Annotated in this window: 21 protein-coding genes; 13 read left to right on the forward strand and 8 right to left on the reverse strand. The window is 71.6% G+C overall.

The features are described from left to right. Positions 1 to 71: 71 nt before the first annotated feature. The 3 genes from ACZ67Q_RS18200 to ACZ67Q_RS18210 are packed head-to-tail and all read right to left on the reverse strand — an operon-like array spanning position 72 to position 4,253. Complete coding sequence (locus ACZ67Q_RS18200; RefSeq protein WP_471182894.1) at positions 72 to 1,757, reverse strand: thiamine pyrophosphate-binding protein; 1,686 nt, start codon at positions 1,755 to 1,757, stop codon at positions 72 to 74. After that, complete coding sequence (gene speB, locus ACZ67Q_RS18205; RefSeq protein WP_471182896.1) at positions 1,754 to 2,734, reverse strand: agmatinase; 981 nt, start codon at positions 2,732 to 2,734, stop codon at positions 1,754 to 1,756. Before speB ends, ACZ67Q_RS18200 begins: the two co-directional genes overlap by 4 nt. Positions 2,735 to 2,792: 58 nt before the next feature. Further along, the gene (locus tag ACZ67Q_RS18210) at positions 2,793 to 4,253 is read right to left on the reverse strand and encodes a sodium:solute symporter family protein (protein WP_471182899.1); all 1,461 of its coding nucleotides are present in this window, start codon (positions 4,251 to 4,253) and stop codon (positions 2,793 to 2,795) included. A 185-nt stretch (positions 4,254 to 4,438) separates the two neighbouring features. Here ACZ67Q_RS18210 and ACZ67Q_RS18215 point away from each other — a divergent pair, with 185 nt between their 5' ends. Both ACZ67Q_RS18215 and ACZ67Q_RS18220 read left to right on the forward strand, forming a co-directional pair. After that, entirely contained in the window at positions 4,439 to 5,926 is a 1,488-nt protein-coding gene (locus tag ACZ67Q_RS18215) for a PucR family transcriptional regulator (protein ID WP_471182901.1), read from the forward strand. Positions 5,927 to 6,030: 104 nt separating this feature from the next. Beyond that, positions 6,031 to 6,819 (forward strand): phosphatase, encoded by a 789-nt coding sequence (locus tag ACZ67Q_RS18220; protein WP_471182904.1) that lies wholly within the window; start codon positions 6,031 to 6,033, stop codon positions 6,817 to 6,819. Here ACZ67Q_RS18220 and ACZ67Q_RS18225 read toward each other — a convergent pair. The 3 genes from ACZ67Q_RS18225 to ACZ67Q_RS18235 are packed head-to-tail and all read right to left on the reverse strand — an operon-like array spanning position 6,758 to position 9,878. Then, complete coding sequence (locus tag ACZ67Q_RS18225) at positions 6,758 to 7,786, reverse strand: cation diffusion facilitator family transporter (RefSeq protein ID WP_471182906.1); 1,029 nt, start codon at positions 7,784 to 7,786, stop codon at positions 6,758 to 6,760. The genes ACZ67Q_RS18220 and ACZ67Q_RS18225 overlap by 62 nt on opposite strands. Positions 7,787 to 7,812: 26 nt before the next feature. Beyond that, positions 7,813 to 8,685, reverse strand: a complete 873-nt coding sequence (tesB, locus tag ACZ67Q_RS18230; protein WP_471182909.1) for an acyl-CoA thioesterase II — start codon at positions 8,683 to 8,685, stop codon at positions 7,813 to 7,815. Positions 8,686 to 8,720: 35 nt separating this feature from the next. Continuing rightward, positions 8,721 to 9,878 (reverse strand): acyl-CoA dehydrogenase family protein, encoded by a 1,158-nt coding sequence (locus ACZ67Q_RS18235; protein WP_471182912.1) that lies wholly within the window; start codon positions 9,876 to 9,878, stop codon positions 8,721 to 8,723. Between the two features lie 160 nt (positions 9,879 to 10,038). On the opposite strand from ACZ67Q_RS18235, the gene ACZ67Q_RS18240 reads away from it, so the two are divergent. Then, positions 10,039 to 10,464, forward strand: a complete 426-nt coding sequence (locus ACZ67Q_RS18240; protein WP_471182913.1) for a DUF3592 domain-containing protein — start codon at positions 10,039 to 10,041, stop codon at positions 10,462 to 10,464. Positions 10,465 to 10,479: 15 nt separating this feature from the next. On the opposite strand, the gene ACZ67Q_RS18245 is transcribed toward ACZ67Q_RS18240, so the two are convergent. Together ACZ67Q_RS18245 and ACZ67Q_RS18250 are read right to left on the reverse strand one after the other, a co-directional pair. Further along, positions 10,480 to 11,052, reverse strand: coding sequence for a hypothetical protein (locus tag ACZ67Q_RS18245; RefSeq protein ID WP_471182915.1), 573 nt, complete (start codon positions 11,050 to 11,052; stop codon positions 10,480 to 10,482). Positions 11,053 to 11,248: 196 nt separating this feature from the next. After that, positions 11,249 to 11,845 carry an SACE_7040 family transcriptional regulator gene (locus tag ACZ67Q_RS18250; protein ID WP_471182917.1) on the reverse strand — a complete coding sequence of 199 codons (597 nt, stop codon included), beginning with the start codon at positions 11,843 to 11,845 and terminating at the stop codon, positions 11,249 to 11,251. A gap of 95 nt (positions 11,846 to 11,940) precedes the next feature. Here ACZ67Q_RS18250 and ACZ67Q_RS18255 point away from each other — a divergent pair, with 95 nt between their 5' ends. The 10 genes from ACZ67Q_RS18255 (at position 11,941) to ACZ67Q_RS18300 (ending at position 24,831) form a co-directional block, all read left to right on the forward strand. Beyond that, complete coding sequence (locus tag ACZ67Q_RS18255; protein ID WP_471182920.1) at positions 11,941 to 13,557, forward strand: carboxyl transferase domain-containing protein; 1,617 nt, start codon at positions 11,941 to 11,943, stop codon at positions 13,555 to 13,557. Positions 13,558 to 13,568: 11 nt separating this feature from the next. After that, on the forward strand, positions 13,569 to 15,500 hold the full coding sequence (locus ACZ67Q_RS18260) for an acetyl/propionyl/methylcrotonyl-CoA carboxylase subunit alpha (protein WP_471182922.1): 1,932 nt from the start codon (positions 13,569 to 13,571) through the stop codon (positions 15,498 to 15,500). Next, a complete protein-coding gene (locus ACZ67Q_RS18265; protein ID WP_471182925.1) occupies positions 15,497 to 16,438 on the forward strand; it encodes a hydroxymethylglutaryl-CoA lyase in 942 nt (313 codons plus the stop codon). The genes ACZ67Q_RS18260 and ACZ67Q_RS18265 overlap by 4 nt, the downstream gene beginning before the upstream one ends. 5 nt (positions 16,439 to 16,443) lie before the next feature. Next, complete coding sequence (locus ACZ67Q_RS18270) at positions 16,444 to 17,604, forward strand: acyl-CoA dehydrogenase family protein (RefSeq protein WP_471182928.1); 1,161 nt, start codon at positions 16,444 to 16,446, stop codon at positions 17,602 to 17,604. 182 nt (positions 17,605 to 17,786) lie between these two features. Beyond that, the gene (locus ACZ67Q_RS18275) at positions 17,787 to 18,836 is read left to right on the forward strand and encodes an ABC transporter substrate-binding protein (protein ID WP_471182932.1); all 1,050 of its coding nucleotides are present in this window, start codon (positions 17,787 to 17,789) and stop codon (positions 18,834 to 18,836) included. Between the two features lie 34 nt (positions 18,837 to 18,870). After that, the gene (locus ACZ67Q_RS18280) at positions 18,871 to 19,725 is read left to right on the forward strand and encodes a siderophore-interacting protein (RefSeq protein WP_471182934.1); all 855 of its coding nucleotides are present in this window, start codon (positions 18,871 to 18,873) and stop codon (positions 19,723 to 19,725) included. Positions 19,726 to 19,834: 109 nt separating this feature from the next. Further along, entirely contained in the window at positions 19,835 to 21,277 is a 1,443-nt protein-coding gene (desA, locus tag ACZ67Q_RS18285) for a lysine decarboxylase DesA (protein ID WP_471182937.1), read from the forward strand. Further along, the gene (locus tag ACZ67Q_RS18290; protein WP_471182940.1) at positions 21,261 to 22,541 is read left to right on the forward strand and encodes a lysine N(6)-hydroxylase/L-ornithine N(5)-oxygenase family protein; all 1,281 of its coding nucleotides are present in this window, start codon (positions 21,261 to 21,263) and stop codon (positions 22,539 to 22,541) included. Before desA ends, ACZ67Q_RS18290 begins: the two co-directional genes overlap by 17 nt. Continuing rightward, a complete protein-coding gene (locus ACZ67Q_RS18295) occupies positions 22,538 to 23,062 on the forward strand; it encodes a GNAT family N-acetyltransferase (protein ID WP_471182942.1) in 525 nt (174 codons plus the stop codon). The genes ACZ67Q_RS18290 and ACZ67Q_RS18295 overlap by 4 nt, the downstream gene beginning before the upstream one ends. Then, positions 23,059 to 24,831, forward strand: coding sequence for an IucA/IucC family protein (locus ACZ67Q_RS18300; protein ID WP_471182945.1), 1,773 nt, complete (start codon positions 23,059 to 23,061; stop codon positions 24,829 to 24,831). Before ACZ67Q_RS18295 ends, ACZ67Q_RS18300 begins: the two co-directional genes overlap by 4 nt. Positions 24,832 to 24,872: the final 41 nt, after the last annotated feature.

A 24,872-nucleotide genomic window follows, 5' to 3' on the forward strand; every position in this document is an offset into this window, starting at 1 on the left:
GTACGGATCGACGAATGTGCCGGAAGTGGGGTGACTCAGGGGCGGGTGAGGCAGCGGCGGGTGAGAGGGCGTCAGTCCAGGTGCGTCGGCGCGAACATGCGCAGGACGGCGGGCAGTACGACCACGGTCGGGCCCGGCGTCGCGAGTGCCTTCGCCAGGTCGGCCTCCAGGGACTCGGCGGTGGTGCGCACCCCCGGCACCCCGAAGGATTCCGCCAGCGCCACATAGTCCGGGCGGGTCAGCTCGGTCGCCGTGGCCTGGCCGAAGGCGTCCGTCATGTACTCGCGCAGGATGCCGTAGCCGCCGTCGTCGACGATCAGCCAGGTGACGTTCAGGTCGTACTGGCGGGCCGTGGCCAGCTCGGCGATGGAGTACAGAGCGCCGCCGTCGCCGGAGACCGCCAGGACCGGGCGGGTCGGGTCGGCCGCCGCCGCGCCGAGGGCGGCCGGGAAGCCGTAGCCGAGGCCGCCGGCGCCCTGTGCGGAGTGCATGGCGTTGGGGGCCTTGGCGTCGAACGCGGACCACGCCCAGTAGGCGAGGATCGTCATGTCCCAGAAGGAGGGGGCGCCGGCCGGGAGCGCGCGGCGCACCGACGCGAGCACCTGCTGCTCCAGGGTCAGGTCCTGGGCGTCGATCCGCTCGCGCACCTTGGCGAGCAGGTCCCGGACCCGCTCGGGGGCCTTCGGGTCGGGGCGCTCGGTGACCGTCTCCAGCAGGGCCTGGAGGGCGAGCCGGGCATCGGCGTGGATGCCGAGGGCCGGGTGGTTGGACTCCAGCTTGCCGAGGTCGGCCTCGATCTGGATCACGCGGCCGCGGGGCTTGAACGTGTGGTAGTTCGAGGAGAGTTCACCGAGGCCCGAGCCGACGACCAGCAGGACGTCGGCGTCCTCGAGGAGGTCGGTGGTGTGCCGGTCCTCCAGCCAGGACTGGAGGGACAGCGGGTGCTCCCAGGGGAAGGCGCCCTTGCCGCCGAAGGTCGTCACGACCGGCGCCTGAAGCGTCTCGGCGAGCGCGCGCAGCTTGCCGGAGGCGTCCGCGCGGACCACTCCCCCGCCCGCGATGATCGCGGGGCGCTCGGCACGCGACAGCAGGTCGGCCGCCACCGCTGTCAGCTCCGGGCGCGGGACCAGCTCGTCCGGGGTGGCGTCCAGCGCCGTCACCACCGGCAGGTGGGTCTCGGCGAGCAGGACGTCCTGCGGGATCTCCACCCACACCGGGCCGTGCGGGGCGCTCAGCGCCGACTTCCAGGCCGCCGCGATCGCGGACGGGATCTGCGACTGGGTGCGGACCGTGTGCACGGACTTGACGACACCCCGGAAGGAGGCGGCCTGGTCGGGGAGTTCGTGCAGATAGCCGTGGCGGCCGCCGCCGAGGCCCGCCGTCGGGATCTGGCTGCTGATGGCGAGGACGGGGGCCGAGGCGGCCGCCGCCTCCTGCAGCGCGGCCAGGGAGGTGAGGGCTCCCGGGCCGGTCGACAGCAGCAGCGGGGCCGCCTCGCCGGTGATCCGGCCGTAGGCGTCGGCCGCGAAGCCCGCGTTGTTCTCCACGCGCAGGCCGACGTACCTGAGGTCCGAGCGGCGCAGGGCGTCGAACATGCCGAGGGCGTGCTGGCCGGGCAGGCCGAAGACGGTCGTCGCGCCGAGCCCGGCCAGGGTCTCCACGACCAGGTCTCCGCCGTTGCGCCCGGCGGGCGGATTCAGCGCGGCCTCCGTCTGGGCGGCACTCGGACGGAGCTCCAGGTCGTGGTCGTGGGTCACTTGCCCTCGTTCTCCTTGCGGGCGGCCGCGATCTGGCGGCTCATGATGGTGGTCAGTTCGTACGCCGTGTGGGAGGCCGCCACCGAGGTGATCTCGGCGTGGTCGTAGGCGGGGGCCACCTCGACGACGTCCGCGGAGACCAGGTTGCAGGAGGCCAGGCCGCGCAGGATCTCCAGCAGCTCGCGGGAGGTCATGCCGCCCGCCTCGGGGGTGCCGGTGCCGGGGGCGTGGGCCGGGTCGAGGCAGTCGATGTCGATGGAGATGTACAGCGGGCGGTCGCCGATGCGCTGGCGCAGCTGGTCGGCCACCTCGTCGGCGCCGCGGCGGTAGATGTCCGCCGACGTCACGATGCCGAAGCCCATCTTCTCGTCGTCGGTGAGGTCCTGCTTGCCGTACAGCGGGCCGCGGGTGCCGACGTGGGAGAGCGCCTCGGTGTCGAGGATGCCCTCCTCGACGGCCCGGCGGAACGGGGTGCCGTGGGTGTACTCGGCGCCGAAGTAGGTGTCCCAGGTGTCCAGGTGGGCGTCGAAGTGGAGCAGGGCGACGGGGCCGTGCTTCTTCGCGACGCTCCTGAGGAGGGGCAGCGCGATGGTGTGGTCGCCGCCGAGGGTCATCAGGCGGGCGCCGGTGCCGAGGAGGTCGTCGGCGGCGGCCTCGATGGTGTCGACGGCCTCGTTGATGTTGAAGGGGTTCACCGCGATGTCGCCGCCGTCGGCCACCTGCGCGAGGGCGAACGGGGAGGCGTCCTGCGCCGGGTTGTAGGGGCGCAGCAGCCGGGACGCCTCACGGATGGCGTTGCCGCCGAAGCGGGCGCCCGGCCGGTACGAGACGCCGGAGTCGAACGGCACGCCCACGACGGCGACGTCGGCGCGGCCGACCTCGTCGAGGCGGGGCAGCCGGGCGAAGGTCGCGGGACCGGCGTACCGCGGGATACGGGACGAGTCGACGGGGCCGCGGGGCGTCTCGTTGCTGCTCATGGTGGACTGCCTTCTTTCCTACGCTTCTTCGCGTATGTACTGCTTGGTCCTTACGACTCTACTGGTGAGCCGGGACCGGTTCGGACACGGGTTCGGGGGCCCGGCCGGCCAGGCGGTCGCGCCAGGCGGTCAGGACGGCCTCGTCGGTGGGCTTCGTCGCCAGGGAGACGACGACGTAGGCGGCGAGGGAGGCCAGCAGGCCGTAGTAGACGGGCTCGTTGGCGAGGATGCCGTAGCCGGCCATCAGACCGATGACGGCGAGACCGCCGACGAGCACGGCGGCGAGCGCGCCCTGCACGGTGCCGCGCTTCCACAGCAGCCCGCCGAGGATCGGCACCAGCAGACCGCCGACGAGCAGGTTGTACGCCACGGTCAGCGCCTCGACGACGTTGTTCAGGGCGATGGCCGTGCAGATCACGGCGATGCCCATGATCAGGATGAAGGCCCGGTTGCCCTTGACCTCGTCGTGCTCCTCGCCGCCCCGCTTGACGACACCGCGCAGCCGGGACCAGATGTCGTTGTTGGCGACGGTGGCGCAGGCGATCAGCGCGCCGGAGGAGGTCGACATCACCGCGGCGAGGGCGGCGGCGAGCACCAGACCGCGCACGCCGATGGGGAGTTCGTCCTTGACGATGGTCGCGAAGGCGTCGTCCGGGCTGCCCAGCTTGGGGTACATGACCTTGGCGGCGGTGCCGATGACGGCGCCGGCGAGGGCGTAGAGCAGGCAGTAGGTGCCGGCGACGGTGCCGCCGTACCGTGCCGTCCTGTCGCTGCGGGCGGTGAACACGCGCTGCCAGATGTCCTGGCCGATCAGCATGCCGAAGGTGTAGATCAGCACATAGGTGAAGATCGTCTCGCCGCCGATACCCAGCGGGTCGAAGTACGAGGTCGGCAGCTTGGCCTTCATCTCGGAGAAGCCGCCCGCCTTGACCACCGCGATGGGCAGCAGCAGGAGCAGCACGCCGATGGTCTTCACGACGAACTGGACCATGTCGGTCAGCGTGATCGACCACATGCCGCCGAGCGTGGAGTAGGCGACGACGATCGCGCCGCCGAGGATGATCGCGACCGTCCGGTTCATGTCGAACAGCACGTCGAAGATCGTGGCGTAGGCGATGGTGGAGGTCACCGCGAGCATCAGGGTGTACGCCCACATCACCACGCCGGAGATGACGCCGGCCCGGCCGCCGTAGCGCAGGTCGAGCATCTCGGAGACGGTGTAGACCTTCAGCCGGGCGATGCGCGCCGAGAAGAAGACCGACAGCGCGAGCAGGCCGAGGCCGATGGTGAAGACCATCCAGGCGCCGGAGAGGCCGTACTGGTAGCCGAGGCCCACGCCGCCGATGGTGGAGGCGCCGCCGAGGACGATGGCCGCCATGGTGCCGGAGTACATCGCGGGCCCCAGGCGGCGGCCCGCCACCAGGAAGTCGCTCTTCGACTTGGCGCGGCGCATGCCCCACCAGCCCATGGCCAGCATGCCGGCCAAGTACAGGACGATGACTGTGTAGTCGACGGCCATGGGGCCTCCTTCCACCGTTCTCGGTGGCGTGTCGTGAGATTCGGGGAGAGTCGGCAGCGGTTCGCGGGGACATCCGCCCGTACCCGCGGCTGCCGGTTCCCGACTGACACTAGGTGGCCGAAAAGCGACTGCGAAGTGTACGTTTCCTCCATTCGCAGGACCGGAGGGTGGAGGGAGTGCACACCATGCCGGAGCAGCCTGTACCCCCCACGCCGCCCGTTCCCCTCACCTCACTCCTGGCCCGTGAGGACCTGGCCCTGCGGCAGATCGCCGGGCCCCGCGATCCCGGTATCGCCATCCGCTGGGCGCACACCTCCGAGATGGCCGACCCCTACCCGTACCTGCTCGGCGGCGAGCTGCTGCTGACCGCGGGCGTCCACATCCCCGAGTCCGCCGGGACGGACGGGAGCCTCGGCGCGTACTTCCACGACTACGTCTCCCGGATCGTCGCCGCGGGCGGCGCCGCCCTCGGTTTCGGGGTGGCGCCCGTGCACGACACCGTGCCGCGCGCCCTGGTGGAGGCGTGCGAGGCGCACGGGCTGCCGCTGCTGGAGGTCCCGCCGCAGACGACGTTCTCGGGCGTCGCCCGCGCGGTGTGGCAGCTGATGGCGCAGGCCCGCCTCGCCGAACTGCGCCGGGTGACCGAGGCCCAGCAGTCCCTGGCCGCCGCCGCGGCCCGCCCCGACCCGGTGCCGTCGGTGCTGCGCCAGCTCGCCCAGCGGGTGGGCGGCCGGGCGGTGCTGTACGGCCCGGAGGGCGCCCGGATCGCCGAGGCGGGACGGGAGCAGCCCGAGGCGGCCATGGGCGCGCTGGCCGAGCTGGCCACCGTGGTCACCGGCCGCTCCACCACCACCGCCACCGACACCGCCGCCGGCGTCCACCTCGCCGCCTACGCCCTCGGCGCCGGCCAGGGCTTCGCGCTCGGCGTCGCCGCCCCGCAGCGCGACCCCGCCGACCACACCATCGCCTCGGTCGCCGCCGTCCTGCTCACCCTGCTCACCGGCGAGCACCAGAGCGGCACCGGCGCCGCCCGCTCCTCCGCGCTGGTCCGGCTGCTGCTCGGCGCGGCGCCCGACGAGGTGGCCGCGCTGCTCGGCGCGGACAGCCGCGTCGTCGTGCACGCCCTTCCCCAGCCCCCTCGAGCCGGCGGGGGCGCCCGCAGCCGGACCCCGGACCCGGTGGCCGCCTCCGCGCTCGGCGCGGCCCTCGGCACCCCGCTGGTCGACCTGACCGACGACGTCGTACGCCTGCTGGTGCCCGCCGGTCACGAGGTGCCGGAGCAGCCCGGCTGGGTCCTCGGCGTGAGCGCGGCCGCCGGACCGGCCGACTGGGCGGCCGCCGACCGCCAGGCGGCCCGTGCGCTGGCCCGCGCCCGCGCCGGCCGCACCCCGCTGGTCCGGCACGCCACCCGCCCCGCGCTGGCCGACCTGCTGCCCGTCGAGGAGGCCGCCGCGCACGCCCGCACCCTGCTCGCCCCGCTCACCCCCGCGCTCACCGAGACCCTGCGCACGTGGCTGTCCCTGCACGGCAGCTGGGACCGCACCGCCGTCGCCCTGTCCGTGCACCGCAACACCGTCCGCCAGCGCATCGCCCGCTGCGCGACCCTGCTGGACGCCGACCTGGACGACACGGACGTACGGATGGAGCTGTGGCTGGCGCTGAAGCATCTGTGAGGGCGGCCGGGCGACCCATGTGGTCCCGCTGCCGGCACGTGACCCGCGTCCCAGCCGCCGGTACACCGTCGGCTTGCACAGCGATCTGCCTCACAATGGTGCCCATGCCGATACCCGGGACGCCCAGCCGCGCCGAACTCGTCGCCCACCTCGTCCGCACCCGTATCGCGGGCGACGTCGCCACGCCCCGCGAGAACAACCTCTCCCACTACCGGCAGCTGGCGAACGGCAACCGTCACTACTGGCTCGGCCTGGAACTCGGTGACCGCTGGAGCGACGAGCAGGACGTCCTCGCGGTGATGGCGGAACGGGCCGGCGTCAACGACGACCCCGAGTACCGCTACGGCCAGGACACCATCGACCCCGAGCTGACCGTCGACGCCCTGGAGCGCATGGCGGGACGGCTGCGCAAGGCGGCCGACGGCGGGCAGCGGGTGCTGTTCGCCACCGGGCACCCCGGCGGCCTGCTCGACGTGCACCGCGCCACGGCCGCCGCGCTGCGGGCGGCGGGCTGCGAGATCGTCGTCATCCCCGAGGGCCTGAGCACCGAGGAGGGGTACGTCATGCAGTTCGCGGACGTGGCGGTGCTGGAGCACGGGGCGTCGCTGTGGCACACCCACTCCGGTGAGCCGATGCGGGCCATCCTCACCGGCCTGGAGCGCGAGGGGCGGCCGCTGCCCGACCTGGTCGTCGCCGACCACGGCTGGGCCGGGTACGCCGGACAGCACGGCGTGGACTCCGTCGGGTACGCCGACTGCAACGACCCGGCGCTCTTCCTCGCCGAGGCCGAGGGCACCGTGCAGGTGACGGTGCCGCTCGACGACCACGTGGTCAGCCCGCGCCACTACGACCCGATGACGGCGTATCTGCTGGACCAGGCGGGTCTGGCGTGAACCCGTCGCTCCGCGCCCGCCTGCCCGGTGTGGGATCCAGGTAGACCCGGCCGATCGCGGGAAGCAGCTCCCGCAGCCGGCGCTCGGCCTGCTCGCAGGCCCGCTCGATCTGCCCGGCCGTGGACACGTCCCGGAAGTCGACCTTCGCCGCCACCAGGGCCTCGCGCGGCCCCTGGACCAGCGTGGTCAGCTCCAGTACGTCCTCGATCTCGTCCACGGCCAGCAGCTCGGCCCGGATCCGCTCCCGCACCGGCTCGGGCAGCGGCCGCCCGATCAGCAGCTCGGCGTTGGAGCGGCCGAGCACCCAGGCGACGTACAGCAGCAGGACACCGATGCACAGGGACGCGAGCGCGTCCCACACGCCCGAGCCGGTGAGCTGACCGCCGAGCAGCCCGAGCGCGGCCAGCACGAGGCCGATCAGCGCGGCGGAGTCCTCCAGCACGACCGCCTTCACGGCGGTGTCGGGGGTGCGTCGCAGATAGTGCCGGAACGGCACGTCGAGGCGGACCGCCTCACCGCGCGCCTGCCGCACGCCGGTCCGCAGCGAGAACCCTTCCAGCAGGAAGGCCACGGCGAGGACGAGGTACGACACGAGCGGATCACCCAGTTCCTCGCCCGCGAGGAGGGTGTGCACACCGTCGTAGAGGGAGAAGACGGCGCCGCCGACGAAGGTGGCGACGGCGGCGAGCAGCGCCCAGATGTACCGCTCGGGCCCGTAGCCGAGCGGATGGTCCTCGTCGGCGGGTTTCTCGCTGCGTTTGAGGGCGGTGAGCAGCAGTACCTCGGTGACGGTGTCGGCGACCGAGTGCGCGGCCTCGGACAGCATCGCGCTGGAGCCGCTGATCACTCCGGCGACCGCTTTCGCCAGGGCGATCCCGAGATTGGCGAGGGCGGCGACGATCACGGTGACCGTGGACTCGCCGCCGCCCTGCGGTGCTGTCTGTTCCGCCTGCTGTGCTGGGGCCATGCCCCTCAGTGTTCCCGGGACGGCCGTCAGTGTTCGCGGGGAACGCGGACCACGCCCTCCTGGATCACCGAGATGGCCAGCCGCCCGTCCTGCGTGTAGATCCGCGCCTGCCCCAGGCCCCGGCCGCCGGACGCCGACGGGGACTCCTGGTCGTACAGCAGCCACTCGTCGGCGCGGAAGGGCCGGTGGAACCACATGGCGTGGTCCAGCGAGGCGCCGACCACGTCGCCGACGGCCCAGCCACCGCGCCCGTGCGCGAGCAGCACGGAGTCGAGCAGGGTCATGTCGGAGACGTAGGTCGCGAGCACGACGTGCAGCAGGGGGTCGTCGTCGAGCTTGCCGTTGGTGCGGAACCACACCTGCGAGTGCGGCTCGCGCGGCTCGCCGAAGCGGCCGTACGGCGGCTCGTCCACGTACCTGAGGTCGATCGCCTCGCGCGCTTCGAGGAAGCGTTCGACGACCTCCGGCTCGAGGTGGTCGTAGCCGCGCAGCCGCTCCTGCGAGGTGGGCAGCGCCGCCGGGTCCGGCGCGGGCGGCATGGGGGCCTGGTGGTCGAGGCCCTCCTCGTACGCCTGGAAGGAGGCGGACAGCGAGAAGATCGGCCGGCCGTGCTGGATCGCGACCACGCGCCGGGTGGTGAAGGAACGGCCGTCACGGATGCGCTCGACGTCGTAGACGATGGGCGCGCCCGGGTCGCCCATGCGCAGGAAGTACGCGTGGAGCGAGTGGGCGAGCCGGTCCGCGGGGACCGTCCGCCCGGCGGCGACCAGTGCCTGGGCCGCGACCTGCCCGCCGAAGACGCGGGGGACGACGGCGGAGCGGGACCGGCCGCGGAAGATGTTCTCCTCGATCTGCTCGAGGTCGAGCAGATCGAGGAGATCCTGGAGTGCCTGGCTCATGGCAGTAGTTGTACCGGCCAGCGATTCCCGGCGTCCTACAGACCCATGTCCTTGGCGATGATCGTCTTCATGATCTCGCTGGTGCCGCCGTAGATGCGGTTGACGCGGTTGTCCGCGTACAGGCGGGCGATCGGGTACTCGTTCATGTAGCCGTAGCCGCCGTGCAGCTGGAGGCAGCGGTCGATGACGCGGTGGGCGACCTCGGTGCAGAACAGCTTGGCGGAGGCGGCCTCGGCGGGGGTCAGCTCACCGGCGTCCAGCGCCTCGGTGGCGCGGTCGGCGACGGCCTCGGCGGCGTCCACCTCGGCCTGGCAGGCGGCCAGCTCGAACTTGGTGTTCTGGAAGTGCGCGACGGGCTTGCCGAAGACGGTGCGCTCCTGCACGTACTGCTTCGCGAACCGGACGGCGGCCTTGGCCTGCGCGTAGGCGCCGAAGGCGATGCCCCAGCGCTCGGAGGCGAGGTTGTGGCCGAGGTAGTAGAAGCCCTTGTTCTCCTCGCCGAGCAGGTCCTCGACGGGGACCTTGACGTCGACGAACGCCAGCTCGGCGGTGTCGGAGGTCTTCAGGCCCAGCTTGTCCAGCTTGCGGCCGACGGAGTAGCCCTCGGACTTGGTGTCGACGGCGAAGAGGGAGATGCCGTGGCGGCGGTCCTCGGCGGTCGGCGCGGCGGTCCGCGCGCACACGATCACGCGGTCGGCGTGCACACCACCGGTGATGAAGGTCTTGGCGCCGTTGAGGACGTAGTGCGTGCCGTCCTCGGAGAGCTTGGCGGTGGACTTCATGCCGGCCAGGTCCGAACCGGTCCCCGGCTCGGTCATGGCGATGGCCCACATCTCCTCGCCGGTGACGAACTTCGGCAGGTAGCGCTTCTTCTGCTCGTCCGTGGCCAGCATCTTGATGTACGGCAGGGCGAGCAGGACGTGCACGCCGGAGCCGCCGAACTGCACGCCCGCGCGGGCGGTCTCCTCGTACATGACGGCTTCGAACTTGTGGGTGTCCAGGCCGGCGCCGCCGAACTCCTCCGGCACGCTGATGCCGAAGATGCCCAGCTCACCGAGCTTGTAGTAGAAGTCGCGCGGGGCCTGGCCGGCGGCGAACCACTCGTCGTAGACGGGGACGACCTCGGCCTCGATGAAGGCGCGGAGGGTCTCCCGGAACGCCTCGTGATCCTCGTTGAACACCGTACGGCGCACGGCCGCCACCTCCACGTACGTCGACTGTCTAAGCGCTTGCTCAGACCAACGGTACCGGTGAGTAGGGACTGCGTCCAGAGACGGTGGGGGGTAACGCTGGTCACGCCGCCGCCCACGCCCCCGCGGCAACCGGCCCGGCCCTCCCCGCGTCGCACAGGGCATGCACCCCGTATGGCTCTTCTCGCTCATCCCGCTGACGGTCGGCGCGGGTTTCCTCGCCTTCGGCGTCTCCGGCCTGCGCCGCGCGGAAGTCCTGCGCCGCACCGGAGTCACCGCGCGGGGCCGGATCGTCCGTCACAACACCTCACGCAGCGACGAAGGCGCCACGTTCCACCACCCGGTCGCGACCTGGACGGCCCAGGACGGCCGCGAGTGCACGCACGCGTCCCGCTTCGGCCGCGACAAGGTCGCCCCCCGCTTCGGCGTGGGCGCCTCGGTCGTGGTCCTCTACGACCCGGCAAAGCCCAGCCGGTTCATCATCCAGGGCTGGGACACCCCGGCGGTCGACAAGCTGTTCACGGCACTGGGTGCGGCGCTCACGGCCGGCACGATCCTGGTGGTCCTGGTGCTGGCCGTCACCCTCTGAGGGCAGCGCCGTGGGTCATTCGTCCTCGGGCCCGAGCCGCAGGCCGGCCTCCCACTCGAAGTCCTGCCGGTAGACGACCGCGCCCTGGCGGTACCAGACCCGTACGCCTTCAAGGCCGTCCCGCGCCGCCCCGGCCACCTTCACGCGGGCCAGCAGACAGGCGTCGGCACGGCCGTGAGCGGGCACGCGGACCGGCCGCTCGCTCAAGGCCCGGACACCGCGCGCCCCCGCCGCGAACGACGCGTCGTCGCCGACGCCGAGCGCGCAGATGCCGTCTTCGTCGACGGCCGTCACGCCGTAGCGCAGGACCCGCAACCCCTGCGGGACGTGCAGCCACTGGGCCCGTACGACGGTGAGCGGTTCCGCGCTGACATTGTCCGGCAGGGGCATGCTCACCCAGTACTCACCGCCGAGCTGGACGTGCTCGGAGCCGAACTCGCTGCCCCCGCTTGCGCCGAGCCCCCGCCCCTGCGCCCAGGCCCGGGCCCGGTCACCCCCGACGGCGCCCGTCGACAACAGCAACGCGGCAACGACGACGACGCCCCGCCGCACCCCCACACCCACGGCTCTGCGACCCACACCGACCATGACGCCCCCCTTTTGATCACTGCCCGGGCATCAGATCACGTGACTGACACGGGCGGAAGCCCACGCGCCCACCACCCGCACCCGCACCCGACACCCACGCAAGGCGTTGTCGCGGCCCCACACCCCGGTTGATCGCTTCACCCTCCACGTCACGCCCTGCGCAGACATCTGCCGCCGGTAGGTCACACGCCGTCCGCTAGGACGATTCCGCCGCCGAGAACGCCCCCCGGGCCATCCGGTGCAGCAGTTCCGCCGTGACCCCACGGCCGGGCAGCGTGCCGCCGCGGCCCAAATGCGGGGTGGAGTTCAGCAGGCCGAAGACCGAGTGCACGGCGGACCGGGCCGCCGGTTCCGCCAGGCCCGGGTACACCTCCCGTACGACCTCCACCCACAGCTCGACGTACTGGCGCTGGAGCTGGCGCACCAGCTTGCGGTCGCTGTCGCGCAGGCGGTCCAGTTCGCGGTCGTGGAGGGTGATCAGGGGCCGGTCGTCCAGGGCGAAGTCGATGTGGCCCTCGATCAGGGAGTCCAGGACCGCGCTCGAAGGTACGCCGTCCGCCTCCGCGAGGCGGCGCTTCGCGCCGGTCAGGAGGCGGCCGCTGATGCCGACGAGCAGCTCGGCGAGCATCGCGTCCTTGCCCGGGAAGTGCCGGTAGAGGCCGGGGCCGCTGATGCCGACCGCCGCGCCTATCTCGTCCACGCCGACACCGTGGAAACCGCGTTCGGCGAACAGCCGGGCAGCCGCCTTGAGGATCTGGTCGCGGCGGGTCGGGGCGTCGGTTCTGGTGGCCATGCCAGTAATTCTAGACAGGCAGGTTAGCGGTCGTTAACCTGGAGGAAATGGTTAACGCTCATTAACAGTGATCGCTGGGTGAGGGGACCGCAAGGATGCAAGAGGCACCGGAGCTGACGAGCGCGGCCGACCCCGCGTCGGAGGCCTGGCAGGCCAACGAGGAGGCGCACCGCGCCCTCGTCGAGGAGCTGCGCGGCAAGCTGGCAGCCGCCCGCCTGGGCGGGGGTGAGAAGGCGCGGGCACGGCACACCGCGCGCGGCAAGCTGCTGCCGAGGGACCGGGTGGACACCCTGCTCGACCCGGGCTCGCCGTTCCTGGAGCTGGCGCCGCTGGCCGCCGACGGGCTGTACGACGGGCAGGCCCCGGCGGCCGGCGTGATCGCCGGGATCGGCCGGGTCAGCGGCCGTGAGTGCGTGATCGTCGCCAACGACGCCACCGTCAAGGGCGGCACGTACTACCCGATGACCGTGAAGAAGCACCTCAGGGCGCAGGAGGTGGCGCTCGACAACCGCCTGCCCTGCGTGTATCTCGTCGACTCCGGCGGGGCCTTCCTGCCCATGCAGGACGAGGTCTTCCCCGACCGCGACCACTTCGGGCGGATCTTCTACAACCAGGCCCGGATGTCCGGCGCCGGGATCCCCCAGATCGCGGCCGTCCTCGGATCGTGCACGGCCGGCGGCGCGTACGTCCCGGCGATGAGCGACGAGGCCGTCATCGTCCGTAATCAGGGGACCATCTTCCTCGGCGGGCCGCCCCTGGTGAAGGCCGCCACCGGCGAGGTCGTCACGGCCGAGGAGCTGGGCGGCGGCGAGGTCCACTCCCGGGTCTCCGGCGTCACCGACCACCTCGCGGAGGACGACGCGCACGCCCTGCGGATCGTGCGGAACATCGTCGCCACCCTCCCGGCGCGCACCTCCCTGCCCTGGGAGGTCACGCCCGCCGCCGAGCCCAAGGTCGACCCCTACGGCCTCTACGGCGCCGTGCCGGTCGACTCCCGCACCCCCTACGACGTCCGTGAGGTCATCGCCCGTGTCGTCGACGGGTCGCGGTTCGCCGAGTTCAAGTCCGAGTTCGGGCAGACCCTCGTCACCGGGTTCGCCCGGATCATGGGCCACCCCGTCGGGATCGTCGCCAACAACGGCATCCTGTTCGCCGAGTCCGCCCAGAAGGGCGCGCACTTCATCGAGCTGTGCGACCAGCGCGGCATCCCGCTGGTGTTCCTGCAGAACATCTCCGGCTTCATGGTCGGCAAGGACTACGAGGCCGGCGGCATCGCCAAGCACGGCGCGAAGATGGTCACCGCCGTCGCCTGCACGCGCGTGCCGAAGCTGACCGTCGTCGTCGGCGGGTCGTACGGCGCGGGCAACTACTCCATGTGCGGCCGGGCGTACTCGCCGCGCTTCCTGTGGATGTGGCCCAACGCCAAGATCTCCGTGATGGGCGGCGAGCAGGCCGCCTCCGTCCTCGCCACCGTGAAGCGAGACCAGATGGAGGCACGCGGGGAGGACTGGGCCGCCGAGGAGGAGGAGAACTTCAAGGCACCCATCCGGGCGCAGTACGAGCGCCAGGGCAACGCCTACTACGCCACCGCCCGCCTGTGGGACGACGGCGTCATCGACCCGCTGGACACCCGTCAGGTCCTCGGGCTCGCCCTGACGGCCTGCGCCAACGCGCCCCTGGGTGACCCCCAGTTCGGCGTCTTCCGGATGTGAGGAGGGGACTCGTGTTCGACACCGTACTCGTGGCCAACCGGGGCGAGATCGCCGTCCGGGTCATCCGCACCCTGCGGTCGATGGGCGTGCGCTCGGTGGCCGTCTTCTCCGACGCCGACGCCGACGCCCGGCACGTCCGGGAGGCCGACACGGCGGTCCGGATCGGTCCGCCGCCCGCGACCGAGAGCTATCTGTCCATCGAGAACCTGCTGGACGCGGCCCGGCGCACCGGCGCCCAGGCCGTCCACCCCGGCTACGGCTTCCTCGCCGAGAACGCGGCCTTCGCCCGCGCCTGTGAGGAGGCCGGGATCGTGTTCATCGGCCCGCCGGCCGACGCCATCGCGCTGATGGGCGACAAGATCCGGGCGAAGGAGACCGTGCAGGCGGCCGGGGTGCCGGTCGTGCCGGGCTCCAGCGGCAGCGGGCTCAGTGACGAGCAGCTCGCCGACGCGGCCCGGCAGATCGGCGTGCCCGTGCTGCTCAAGCCGTCGGCCGGCGGCGGCGGCAAGGGTATGCGGCTGGTCAGGGACATCGAGAAGCTCACCGACGAGATCGCCGCCGCCCGCCGCGAGGCCCGCGCCTCCTTCGGCGACGACACGCTGCTGGTGGAGCGCTGGATCGACCGGCCCCGGCACATCGAGATCCAGGTGCTGGCCGACGGCCACGGCAGCGTCGTGCACCTCGGCGAGCGCGAGTGCTCGCTCCAGCGCCGCCACCAGAAGATCATCGAGGAGGCGCCGAGCGTGCTCCTCGACGAGGCCACGCGCGCGTCGATGGGCGAGGCGGCCGCGCAGGCGGCCCGCTCCTGCGGCTACCGCGGCGCGGGCACGGTGGAGTTCATCGTCCCCGGCAACGACCCCTCGCAGTACTACTTCATGGAGATGAACACCCGTCTCCAGGTCGAGCACCCGGTCACCGAACTCATCACGGGCCTGGACCTGGTCGAGTGGCAGCTGCGGGTGGCCGCGGGCGAGAAGCTCGGCTTCGGGCAGGAGGACATCCGCCTCACCGGGCACGCGATCGAGGCCCGTATCTGCGCCGAGGACCCGGCGCGCGGCTTCCTCCCCTCGGGCGGCACGGTGCTGAAGCTGCGCGAGCCCGGGGGCGACGGCCTGCGCACCGACTCCGGCCTCAGCGAGGGCACCGAGGTCGGCAGCCTGTACGACCCGATGCTGTCCAAGGTCATCGCGTACGGCCCCGACCGGGCCACGGCGATCCGGAAGCTGCGCTCCGCCCTCGCGGACACCGTGACGCTCGGCGTGCAGACCAACGCGGGCTTCCTGCGCCGGCTGCTGGCCCACCCGGCCGTCGTCGCCGGGGACCTGGACACCGGGCTGGTGGAGCGGGTGGTGGACGACCTGGTCCCCGCCGGCGTACCGGAGGAGGTCTACGAGGCGGCGGCGGCCGTACGCCTGCACGCGCTGAAGCCGGACGGGGACGGCTGGGTCGATCCCTTCTCCGTGCCGAGCGGCTGGCGGATGGGCGGCACTCCACGGCCCGTCTCCTTCCCGCTGCGGGTCACCGAGCCGGTGGACCACACCCCGCGCGCCGCCCACACGGTCACCGACGACACGGTCACCGTGACCCTCGACGGCGTCCGGCACACCTTCCACCGCGCCGCCGACTGGCTCGGCCGGGACGGCGACGCCTGGCACGTGCGCGACCACGACCCGGTCGCCGCGTCCCTGACCCGCGCCGGGCACGCGGGCGCCGACTCGCTGACCGCGCCGATGCCGGGCACGGTGACCGTGGTGAAGGTGGCCGTCGGCGACGAGGTGGCCGCCGGGCAGAGCCTGCTGGTGGTGGAGGCCATGAAGATGGAGCACGTCATCTCCGCCCCGCACGCCGGCACGGTCGCCGAACTGGACGTCACACCCGGCACGACGGTCGCCATGGACCAGGTGCTGGCCGTGATCACCCCGCACGAGGAGGTGACCGCATGACGGTCGACGGGCTCCCCATGACCGTCCCGGCCGCCGGGCTGCCCGCCCGGGTGCGCATCCACGAGGTCGGCGCGCGTGACGGGCTGCAGAACGAGAAGGCGGCCGTGCCGACCGAGGTGAAGGCCGAGTTCGTGCGCCGCCTCGCCGACGCGGGCCTGACCACGATCGAGGCGACCAGCTTCGTGCACCCCAAGTGGGTGCCCCAGCTCGCCGACGCCGAGCAGCTGTTCCCGAGCGTGCGCGACCTGCCCGTGGACCTGCCGGTCCTCGTGCCGAACGAACGCGGCCTGGACCGGGCGCTCGCGCTCGGCGCCCGCAGGGTCGCCGTCTTCGCCAGCGCCACCGAGTCCTTCGCCAAGGCCAACCTCAACCGCACGGTGGACGAGGCGCTCGCGATGTTCGCGCCGGTCGTGTCGCGGGCGAAGGCCGAGGGCGTCCATGTCCGCGGCTATCTGTCCATGTGCTTCGGCGATCCCTGGGAGGGCCCGGTCCCCGTCGACCAGGTCGTCCGGGTCTGCCGGGCGCTGCTGGACATGGGCTGCGACGAGCTGAGCCTCGGCGACACCATCGGGGTGGCGACCCCGGGGCACGTCACGGCGCTGCTCACCGCACTCACTCAGGCGGGCGTGGCCACCGACCGGCTGGGCGTGCACTTCCACGACACCTACGGCCAGGCCCTCGCCAACACCCTGGCCGCGCTGCAGCACGGCGTCACCACCGTCGACGCCTCCGCCGGCGGCCTGGGCGGCTGCCCCTACGCGAAGTCCGCCACCGGCAACCTCGCCACCGAGGACCTCGTGTGGATGCTGCACGGCCTCGGCATCGACACCGGGGTCGACCTCGGCCGTCTCGTCGCCACAAGCGTCTGGATGGCCGAACGGCTGGGCCGCCCCAGCCCCTCCCGTACCGTCCGCGCCCTCTCCCACAAGGACCAGTGATCAGCATGGACTACCGACTCTCCCCCGAACTGGAAGAACTCCGGCGCACGGTCGAGGAGTTCGCGCACGACGTGGTGGCCCCGAAGATCGGCGACTTCTACGAGCGGCACGAGTTCCCGTACGAGATCGTGCGGGAGATGGGTCGCATGGGTCTGTTCGGGCTGCCGTTCCCGGAGGAGTACGGCGGCATGGGCGGTGACTATCTCGCGCTCGGCATCGCGCTGGAGGAGCTCGCCCGGGTGGACTCGTCCGTGGCGATCACGCTGGAGGCGGGGGTGTCGCTGGGCGCGATGCCGATCCACCTGTTCGGCACCGAGGAGCAGAAGCGTGAGTGGCTGCCCCGGCTGTGCGCGGGCGAGATGCTGGGCGCGTTCGGCCTGACCGAGCCGGACGGCGGTTCGGACGCCGGCGCCACCCGCACCACGGCCCGGCTCGACCCGGACACCGACGAATGGGTGATCAACGGCACCAAGTGCTTCATCACCAACTCCGGTACCGACATCACCGGTCTGGTCACGGTCACCGCCGTCACCGGCCGCAAGCCCGACGGCCGGCCGCGGATCTCCGCGATCATCGTGCCGTCCGGCACCCCGGGCTTCACCGTCGCGGCGCCGTACTCCAAGGTCGGCTGGAACGCCTCCGACACCCGTGAGCTGTCCTTCCAGGACGTCCGCGTCCCGGCGGCCAACCTGCTGGGCGAGGAGGGCCGCGGGTACGCGCAGTTCCTGCGCATCCTGGACGAGGGCCGCATCGCCATCGCGGCGCTCGCGACCGGCCTCGCGCAGGGCTGCGTGGACGAGTCGGTGAAGTACGCCAAGGAGCGGCACGCCTTCGGCAAGCCGATCGGCGCCAACCAGGCCATCCAGTTCAAGATCGCCGACATGGAGATGCGGGCCCACACCGCCCGCCTGGCCTGGCGTGACGCGGCGGCCCGGCTGGTCGCCGGCGAGCCGTTCAAGAAGGAGGCGGCACTGGCGAAGCTGTACTCGTCCACGATCGCGGTGGACAACGCCCGGGACGCCACGCAGGTGCACGGCGGCTACGGCTTCATGAACGAGTACCCGGTGGCCCGCATGTGGCGCGACTCGAAGATCCTGGAGATCGGCGAGGGCACGAGCGAGGTCCAGCGGATGCTGATCGCACGGGAGTTGGGGCTGGTCAGCTGAGACGTCGGGTGCGGCGAGCTTCCGGTGCGCCGGGCGCCGGGTACGGCGAGCTCACGGCGAGGTGAGGTGCCGGGCCTGGTGAGCCGAGAGCGAGGGCACCCTCTGGACAGGAACTGAGGTTAGGCTAACCTACCTTCGACCTGTCCGGCGGCACTCCGCCCCGTTCGAAAGCAGTCATACCCATGCCCAACGCCCGTGCCACCCACCTCACCCGCCGCGGGATCCTGGCCGCGGGCGGCGTCATCGGCCTCGGGGCCGCGCTCGCCGCCTGCGGTGACGACGACGCGAAATCCGGGGGCTCGGGCCAGGACACCGCCGCCGCCAAGTCCGGCCCCTGGACCTTCAAGGACGACCGCGGGCAGACGGCCAAGGCCGACAAGGTGCCGTCGCACATCGTCGCGTTCACCGGTGCCGCCGCCGCGCTGCACGACTACGGCGTCGAGGTGAAGGGCGTCTTCGGCCCGACCAGGACCAAGGACGGCAAGCCCGACGTGCAGGCCGGCGGCCTGGACGTGAACAAGGTGACGGTCCTCGGCAACGAGTGGGGCCAGTTCAACATCGAGAAGTACGCCGCACTCCAGCCGGACCTGCTCGTCTCCACCATGTTCGACGACGCCGGCACCCTCTGGTACGTCCCGGAGGAGTCGAAGAAGAAGATCGAGGCCGTCGGCGCGCCCAGCGTCGGCATCTCCGTCTACGACCGCCAGCTGACCGGGCCGCTCGCGCGCATGCTGGAGCTGGCGAAGTCGCTCGGCGGGGACGTGAATGCCACGAAGGTCACGCAGGCGAAGAAGCGGTTCGAGGACGCGGCGGCCCGGCTGCGTGCGGCGGCCAAGGCCAAGCCCGGCATCAAGGTGCTGGCCGGTTCCGCCAGCCAGGACCTGTTCTACGTCTCCGGCACCAACCTCTCCATCGACCTGGAGTACTTCAAGGCCCTCGGCGTGAACTTCGTCGAGCCGCCGGAGAGCGCCAAGAAGCAGGGCGGCGGCTGGTTCGAGTCGCTGAGCTGGGAGAACGTCGACAAGTACCCGGCGGACATCATCATGATGGACAACCGGACGTCGGCGATTCAGCCCGCCGACATCTCCGAGGCCACGTGGAAGAAGCTGCCCGCCGTGAAGGCGGGGCAGGTCATCTCCCGTAATCCCGAGCCGATCCTTTCCTACGACAAGTGCGCGCCGTTGCTGGAGCAGCTGGCCGAGGCGCTGGAGAAGGCCAAGAAGGCCAGTTGATCCCCGCCCCTTCCTGAACCCCCCAGGAGTACGCATGACCACGGCCGTGGCCGCCCCGTTCCGTTTCTTCTCCCTTCAGGTCGTGCGGACGAGGCGGCTCGGGCCGTCTCTGGTCCGGGTCTCCTTCGCGGGGTCCGACCTGGACGCCTTCCGCTCCCTCGGACGTGATCAGTCGCTGTCGCTGTTCCTGCCGCATCCGGGGCAGCCGGAGCCGGTCGTGCCCATCGAGCTGGGCGACGGCTGGTGGCAGGCCTGGCGGGAACTCCCGGACGACGTACGGGCCGTGATGCGGTCGTACACCCTGCGCTCGCTGCGGCAGGACGCCTGGGGGCGCACCACCGGGATCGACATCGACTTCGCACTGCACGGCGTCGAGCCCGGCGCGGCCACGCCCGCCGGACCCGCCTCCCGCTGGGCCGCCCGGGCCGCGGCCGGGGACCGGGTGCTGCTGCTCGGGCCGGCGATCGCCGACAACCGGGCCATCCGCTTCCGTCCGCCCGCGGACGCCGACCTCGTCGTGCTGTGGGGCGACGAGACCGCCGTGCCCGCCGCGACCGCAGTCCTGGAGTCCCTGCCGGCCGGTACGCGGGTGCGGGCCTGGCTGGAGGTGCCGCACGCCGGCGACATCCAGGACGTGGCGACCGAGGCCGACGCCGAGATCACCTGGCTCGTACGGCACGACGGGTCCCCCACGACCGTCGACGCCGTACGGGCCGCCACTCTGCCCGCGTCGGCACGGCCGTACGTGTGGCTCGCCGGTGAGTCCGGCCGGGTCAAGGCGCTGCGCCGGCACTTCGTCGGCGAGCGGGGCGTCGACCGGCGGCGGGTGACGTTCGTCGGGTACTGGCGGCAGGGCATGACCGAGGAACAGCTCCGCGCGGCGGAGTAACTCCCCTGCCGTGACCGCGGTCACGGCACAGCCATGTCTCCACCTGATCAACTTAGGTTAGGCTAACCTACATTCCCCGCACGGACTGTCCCCACCGGAGGACCCCCACATGCGTTCGCACCTGCTCAATGACCTGACCGCGGAGCACTACCGCCGCTCCGTGACCGAAGGAGTCGAGCGGGTGGCCGCGAAACTCGCCACCACCGACCGTCCGTTCACCGGCGTCACCGTCGACGACCTCGCCCCCCGCATCGAGGGCATCGACCTGGACCGGCCGCTCCTCGACACCACGGCCGCCCTGGACGAGCTGGAGGAGGTCTACCTCCGCGACGCCGTCTACTTCCACCACCCGCGCTACCTCGCCCACCTCAACTGCCCCGTCGTCATCCCGGCCGTGCTCGGCGAGGCCGTCCTGTCCGCCGTCAACTCCTCCCTCGACACCTGGGACCAGTCGGCCGGCGGCACCCTCATCGAACGCAGGATCGTCGACTGGACCGCCGGTCGCATCGGCCTCGGACCGGCCGCCGACGGTGTCTTCACCTCCGGCGGCAGCCAGTCCAACCTCCAGGCGCTGCTGCTGGCCCGGGAGGAGGCCAAGACGGACGCGCCGGACCGGCTGCGCGTCTTCGCCTCCGAGGTCAGCCACTTCAGCGTGAAGAAGTCGGCCAAACTCCTCGGCCTCGGACCCGACGCCGTCGTGACGCTCCCCGTCGACCACGACAAGCGGATGCAGACCGTCGCCCTCGCCCGTGAACTCCAGCGCTGCCGTGAGGACGGCCTGGTGCCGATGGCCGTCGTGGCCACCGCCGGCACCACCGACTTCGGCTCCATCGACCCGCTGCCCGAGATCGCCGAACTGTGCGCCCAGTACGGCACCTGGATGCACGTCGACGCCGCCTACGGCTGCGGCCTGCTGGTCTCCCCCACCCGGCGCGCGCTGCTGAGCGGCATCGAGCGCGCCGACTCGGTCACCGTCGACTATCACAAGTCCTTCTTCCAGCCGGTGAGTTCCTCCGCCGTACTGGTCCGAGACGCCGCCACCCTGCGCCACGCCACCTACCACGCCGAGTACCTCAACCCGCGCCGCATGGTCGCCGAGCGCATCCCCAATCAGGTCGACAAGTCCCTGCAGACCACCCGGCGCTTCGACGCGCTGAAGCTGTGGCTGACCCTGCGGGTGATGGGTGCCGAGGGTGTGGGGAAGCTCTTCGACGAGGTGTGCGATCTGGCGCAGGAGGGCTTCCGGCTGCTGGCCGGCGACCCGCGCTACGACGTGGTCGTCGAACCGGCCCTGTCCACCCTGGTCTTCCGCTACATCCCGGCCGCCGTCACCGACCCGGCCGCGATCGACCGCGCCAACCTCCACGCCCGCAAGGCCCTGTTCGCCTCCGGTGACGCCATCGTCGCCGGCACCAAGGTCGCGGACCGCCACTACCTGAAGTTCACCCTGCTCAACCCCGAGACGACGGCCGAGGACATCGCCGCCGTCCTCGACCTGATCGCCGGCCACGCCGAGCAGTACCTGGGAGAGTCCCTTGACCGCGCTTGCTGAATCCCGCCGCACGTACGACTTCGTGGGGATCGGGCTCGGGCCCTTCAACCTGGGCCTCGCCTGCCTGACCGAACCGATCGCCGAGCTGGACGGGCTCTTCCTGGAGTCCAAGCCGGACTTCGAGTGGCACGCCGGGATGTTCCTCGACGGCGCCCACCTGCAGACGCCGTTCATGTCGGACCTGGTCACCCTGGCCGACCCGACCTCGCCGTACTCCTTCCTGAACTACCTGAAGGAGCAGGGCCGGCTGTACTCCTTCTACATCCGGGAGAACTTCTACCCGCTGCGCGTCGAGTACGACGCCTACTGCCGCTGGGCCGCGAACAAGCTGAGCAGCGTCCGCTTCGACACGACGGTCGCCGAGGTGACGTACGACGAGGGCGACGAGCTGTACGCCGTGCGGACCGCCGCCGGGGAGACGTTCCGCGCCCGCCACCTGGTCCTCGGCACCGGCACCCCGCCCCATCTCCCCGAGGCCTGCCAGGGCCTGGGCGGCGACCTCCTGCACAACTCGCGCTATGTGCAGCACAAGGCCGAGTTGCAGCGCAAGGAGTCGATCACGCTCGTCGGCAGCGGGCAGTCCGCCGCCGAGATCTACTACGACCTGCTCAGCGAGATCGACGTCCACGGCTACCGGCTGAACTGGGTCACCCGCTCCCCGCGCTTCTTCCCGCTGGAGTACACCAAGCTCACGCTGGAGATGACGAGTCCGGAGTACATCGACTACTACCACGCCCTGCCCGAGGCGACCCGCTACCGGCTCGTGGGCCGGCACAAGGGCCTGTTCAAGGGCATCGACGGCGATCTGATCAACGAGATCTTCGACCTGCTCTACCAGAAGAACCTCGGCGGCCCGGTCCCCACCCGGCTGCTCACCAACTCCGCGCTGACGCGGGCGGCGTACGCAGACGGCTCGTACACCCTCACCTTCCACCAGCAGGAGCAGGGCAAGGACTTCGAGATCGTCACCGACGGACTGATCCTGGCCACCGGATACCGCTACGTCGAACCGGAGTTCCTGAAGCCGGTCCGCCACCGGCTGGTGTACGACTCGCGGGGCAGCCTCGACGTGGCCCGCAACTACGCCGTCGACGTCACCGGAAGAGGCGTCTTCCTGCAGAACGCCGGCGTCCACACCCACAGCATCACCAGCCCCGACCTGGGCATGGGCGCGTACCGCAACAGCTACATCATCCGGGAGCTGCTCGGCAGCGAGTACTACCCGGTCGAGAAGACCATCGCCTTCCAGGAGTTCGCCGTATGACCTTCGACTTCCGCCCCCTCGACCCGCTGAGGGACGCCGAGCTGCTGCACTCCTGGGTCACGCACCCCAAGGCCGCCTTCTGGATGATGCAGGACGCGAAACTCCAGGACGTCGAGCGGGCGTACATGGAGATCGCGGCGGACGCGCACCACGAGGCGTTCCTCGGACTGCGGGACGGCGAGCCCGTCTTCCTCATGGAGCGGTACGACCCCGCCCACCGGGAGCTGGCCGGCCTGTACGAGGCGCAGCCCGGTGACGTCGGCATGCACTTCCTGACGCCGCCGACCGACACGCCCGTGCACGGGTTCACCCGGGCGGTGATCACCACGATCATGGCCCGTCTCTTCGAGGACCCGGCGGTGCGGCGCGTCGTCGTGGAGCCTGACGTGCGCAACACGGCCGTGCACGCGCTCAACGCGGCCGTGGGCTTTGTCCCGGAGCGGGAGATCGACAAGCCGGAGAAGCGGGCCCTGCTGAGCTTCTGCACCCGCGAGCAGTTCGAGAAGGCGGTGCGCGCATGACCCTCGCCGACGCCGTGGCCCACCTGTCGCCCGAGCACTGGGAGGAGGCCAGCCGGCTGCTGCTGCGCAAGGCGCTCGCCGAGTTCGCGCACGAGCGGCTGATCACGCCGGAGCAGACCGGGCCCGGGCAGTACGTCGTCCGCAGCGACGACGGGCTGACCCGGTACCGCTTCACCGCGGTGCGCCGCGCCCTGGACCACTGGGAGGTGGACGCCGCCTCGATCACCCGGCACCGCGACGGCGCCGAACTGCCGCTCGCGGCACTGGACTTCTTCATCGAACTGAAGGAGTCCCTCGGGCTGAGCGACGAGATCCTGCCGGTGTATCTGGAGGAGATCTCCTCCACGCTCTCCGGCACCTGCTTCAAGCTCACGAAACCACGCGTGAGCGCCACCGAGCTGGCCAGGAGCGACTTCCAGGCGATCGAGACCGGGATGACCGAGGGCCACCCCTGCTTCGTCGCCAACAACGGGCGGCTCGGCTTCGGCGTCCACGAGTACCTGTCGTACGCGCCGGAGACCGCGAGCCCGGTCCGGCTGGTGTGGCTGGCGGCCCACCGGTCCCGGGCGGCGTTCACCGCGGGTGTCGGCATCGAGTACGAGAGCTTTGTCCGCGAGGAGCTGGGTGAGGGGACCGTCGAGCGGTTCCACGGCGTGCTGCGCGAGCAGGGGCTGGACCCGGCGGACTATCTGCTGATACCGGTCCACCCGTGGCAGTGGTGGAACAAGCTCACCGTCACCTTCGCCGCCGAGGTCGCCCGCCGGCACCTGGTGTGCCTGGGCGAGGGCGACGACGAGTACCTGGCGCAGCAGTCCATACGGACCTTCTTCAACGCCTCGCACCCGCAGAAGCACTACGTCAAGACGGCTCTGTCCGTGCTGAACATGGGCTTCATGCGGGGGCTGTCGGCCGCGTACATGGAGGCGACCCCGGCCATCAACGACTGGCTGGCGCAGCTGATCGAGGGCGACCCGGTGCTGAAGTCGGCGGGCCTGTCGATCATCCGGGAGCGGGCGGCCGTCGGCTACCGGCACCTGGAGTACGAGCGGGCGACCGACCGGTATTCGCCGTACCGCAAGATGCTCGCCGCGCTGTGGCGGGAGTCCCCGGTGCCGTCGTTGGCGGACGGTGAGCAGCTTGCGACCATGGCCTCGCTGCTGCACGTCGACCACGAGGGCCGGAGCTTCGCGGCGGCGCTGGTCGAGCGGTCGGGTCTGGCGGCCACCGAGTGGCTGCGCCGCTGGCTGCGGGCCTACTACACGCCGCTGCTGCACTGCTTCTACGCCTACGACCTGGTCTTCATGCCGCACGGGGAGAACACCATCCTGGTGCTGCGGGACGGGGTGGTGCAGCGGGCGATCTACAAGGACATCGCCGAGGAGATCGCGGTGATGGACCCGGACGCGGTGCTGCCGCCCGAGGTGGCGCGCATCCGAGTGGAGGTGCCGGAGGACAAGAAGCTCCTGTCGATCTTCACGGACGTCTTCGACTGCTTCTTCCGTTTCCTCGCCGCGCTGCTCGCCGCCGAGGGGGTGCTGACCGAGGACGGCTTCTGGCGGACGGTCGCCGAGGTCACCCGCGAGTACCAGCAGGCGCACCCGGAACTCGCCGACCGGTTCCGGCAGTACGACATGTTCGCCCCCGAGTTCGCGCTGTCCTGCCTCAACCGGCTCCAGCTGCGCGACAACCGGCAGATGGTCGACCTGGCGGACCCCTCCGGAGCGCTCCAGCTGGTCGGCACGCTTCAGAACCCGATCGCCGGGTTCTGACCTGCCGGAAGCGGGCGGGCGCCCCGGTGTACGGTCCACCG

This window comes from Streptomyces sp. NPDC036813, assembly GCF_055609245.1.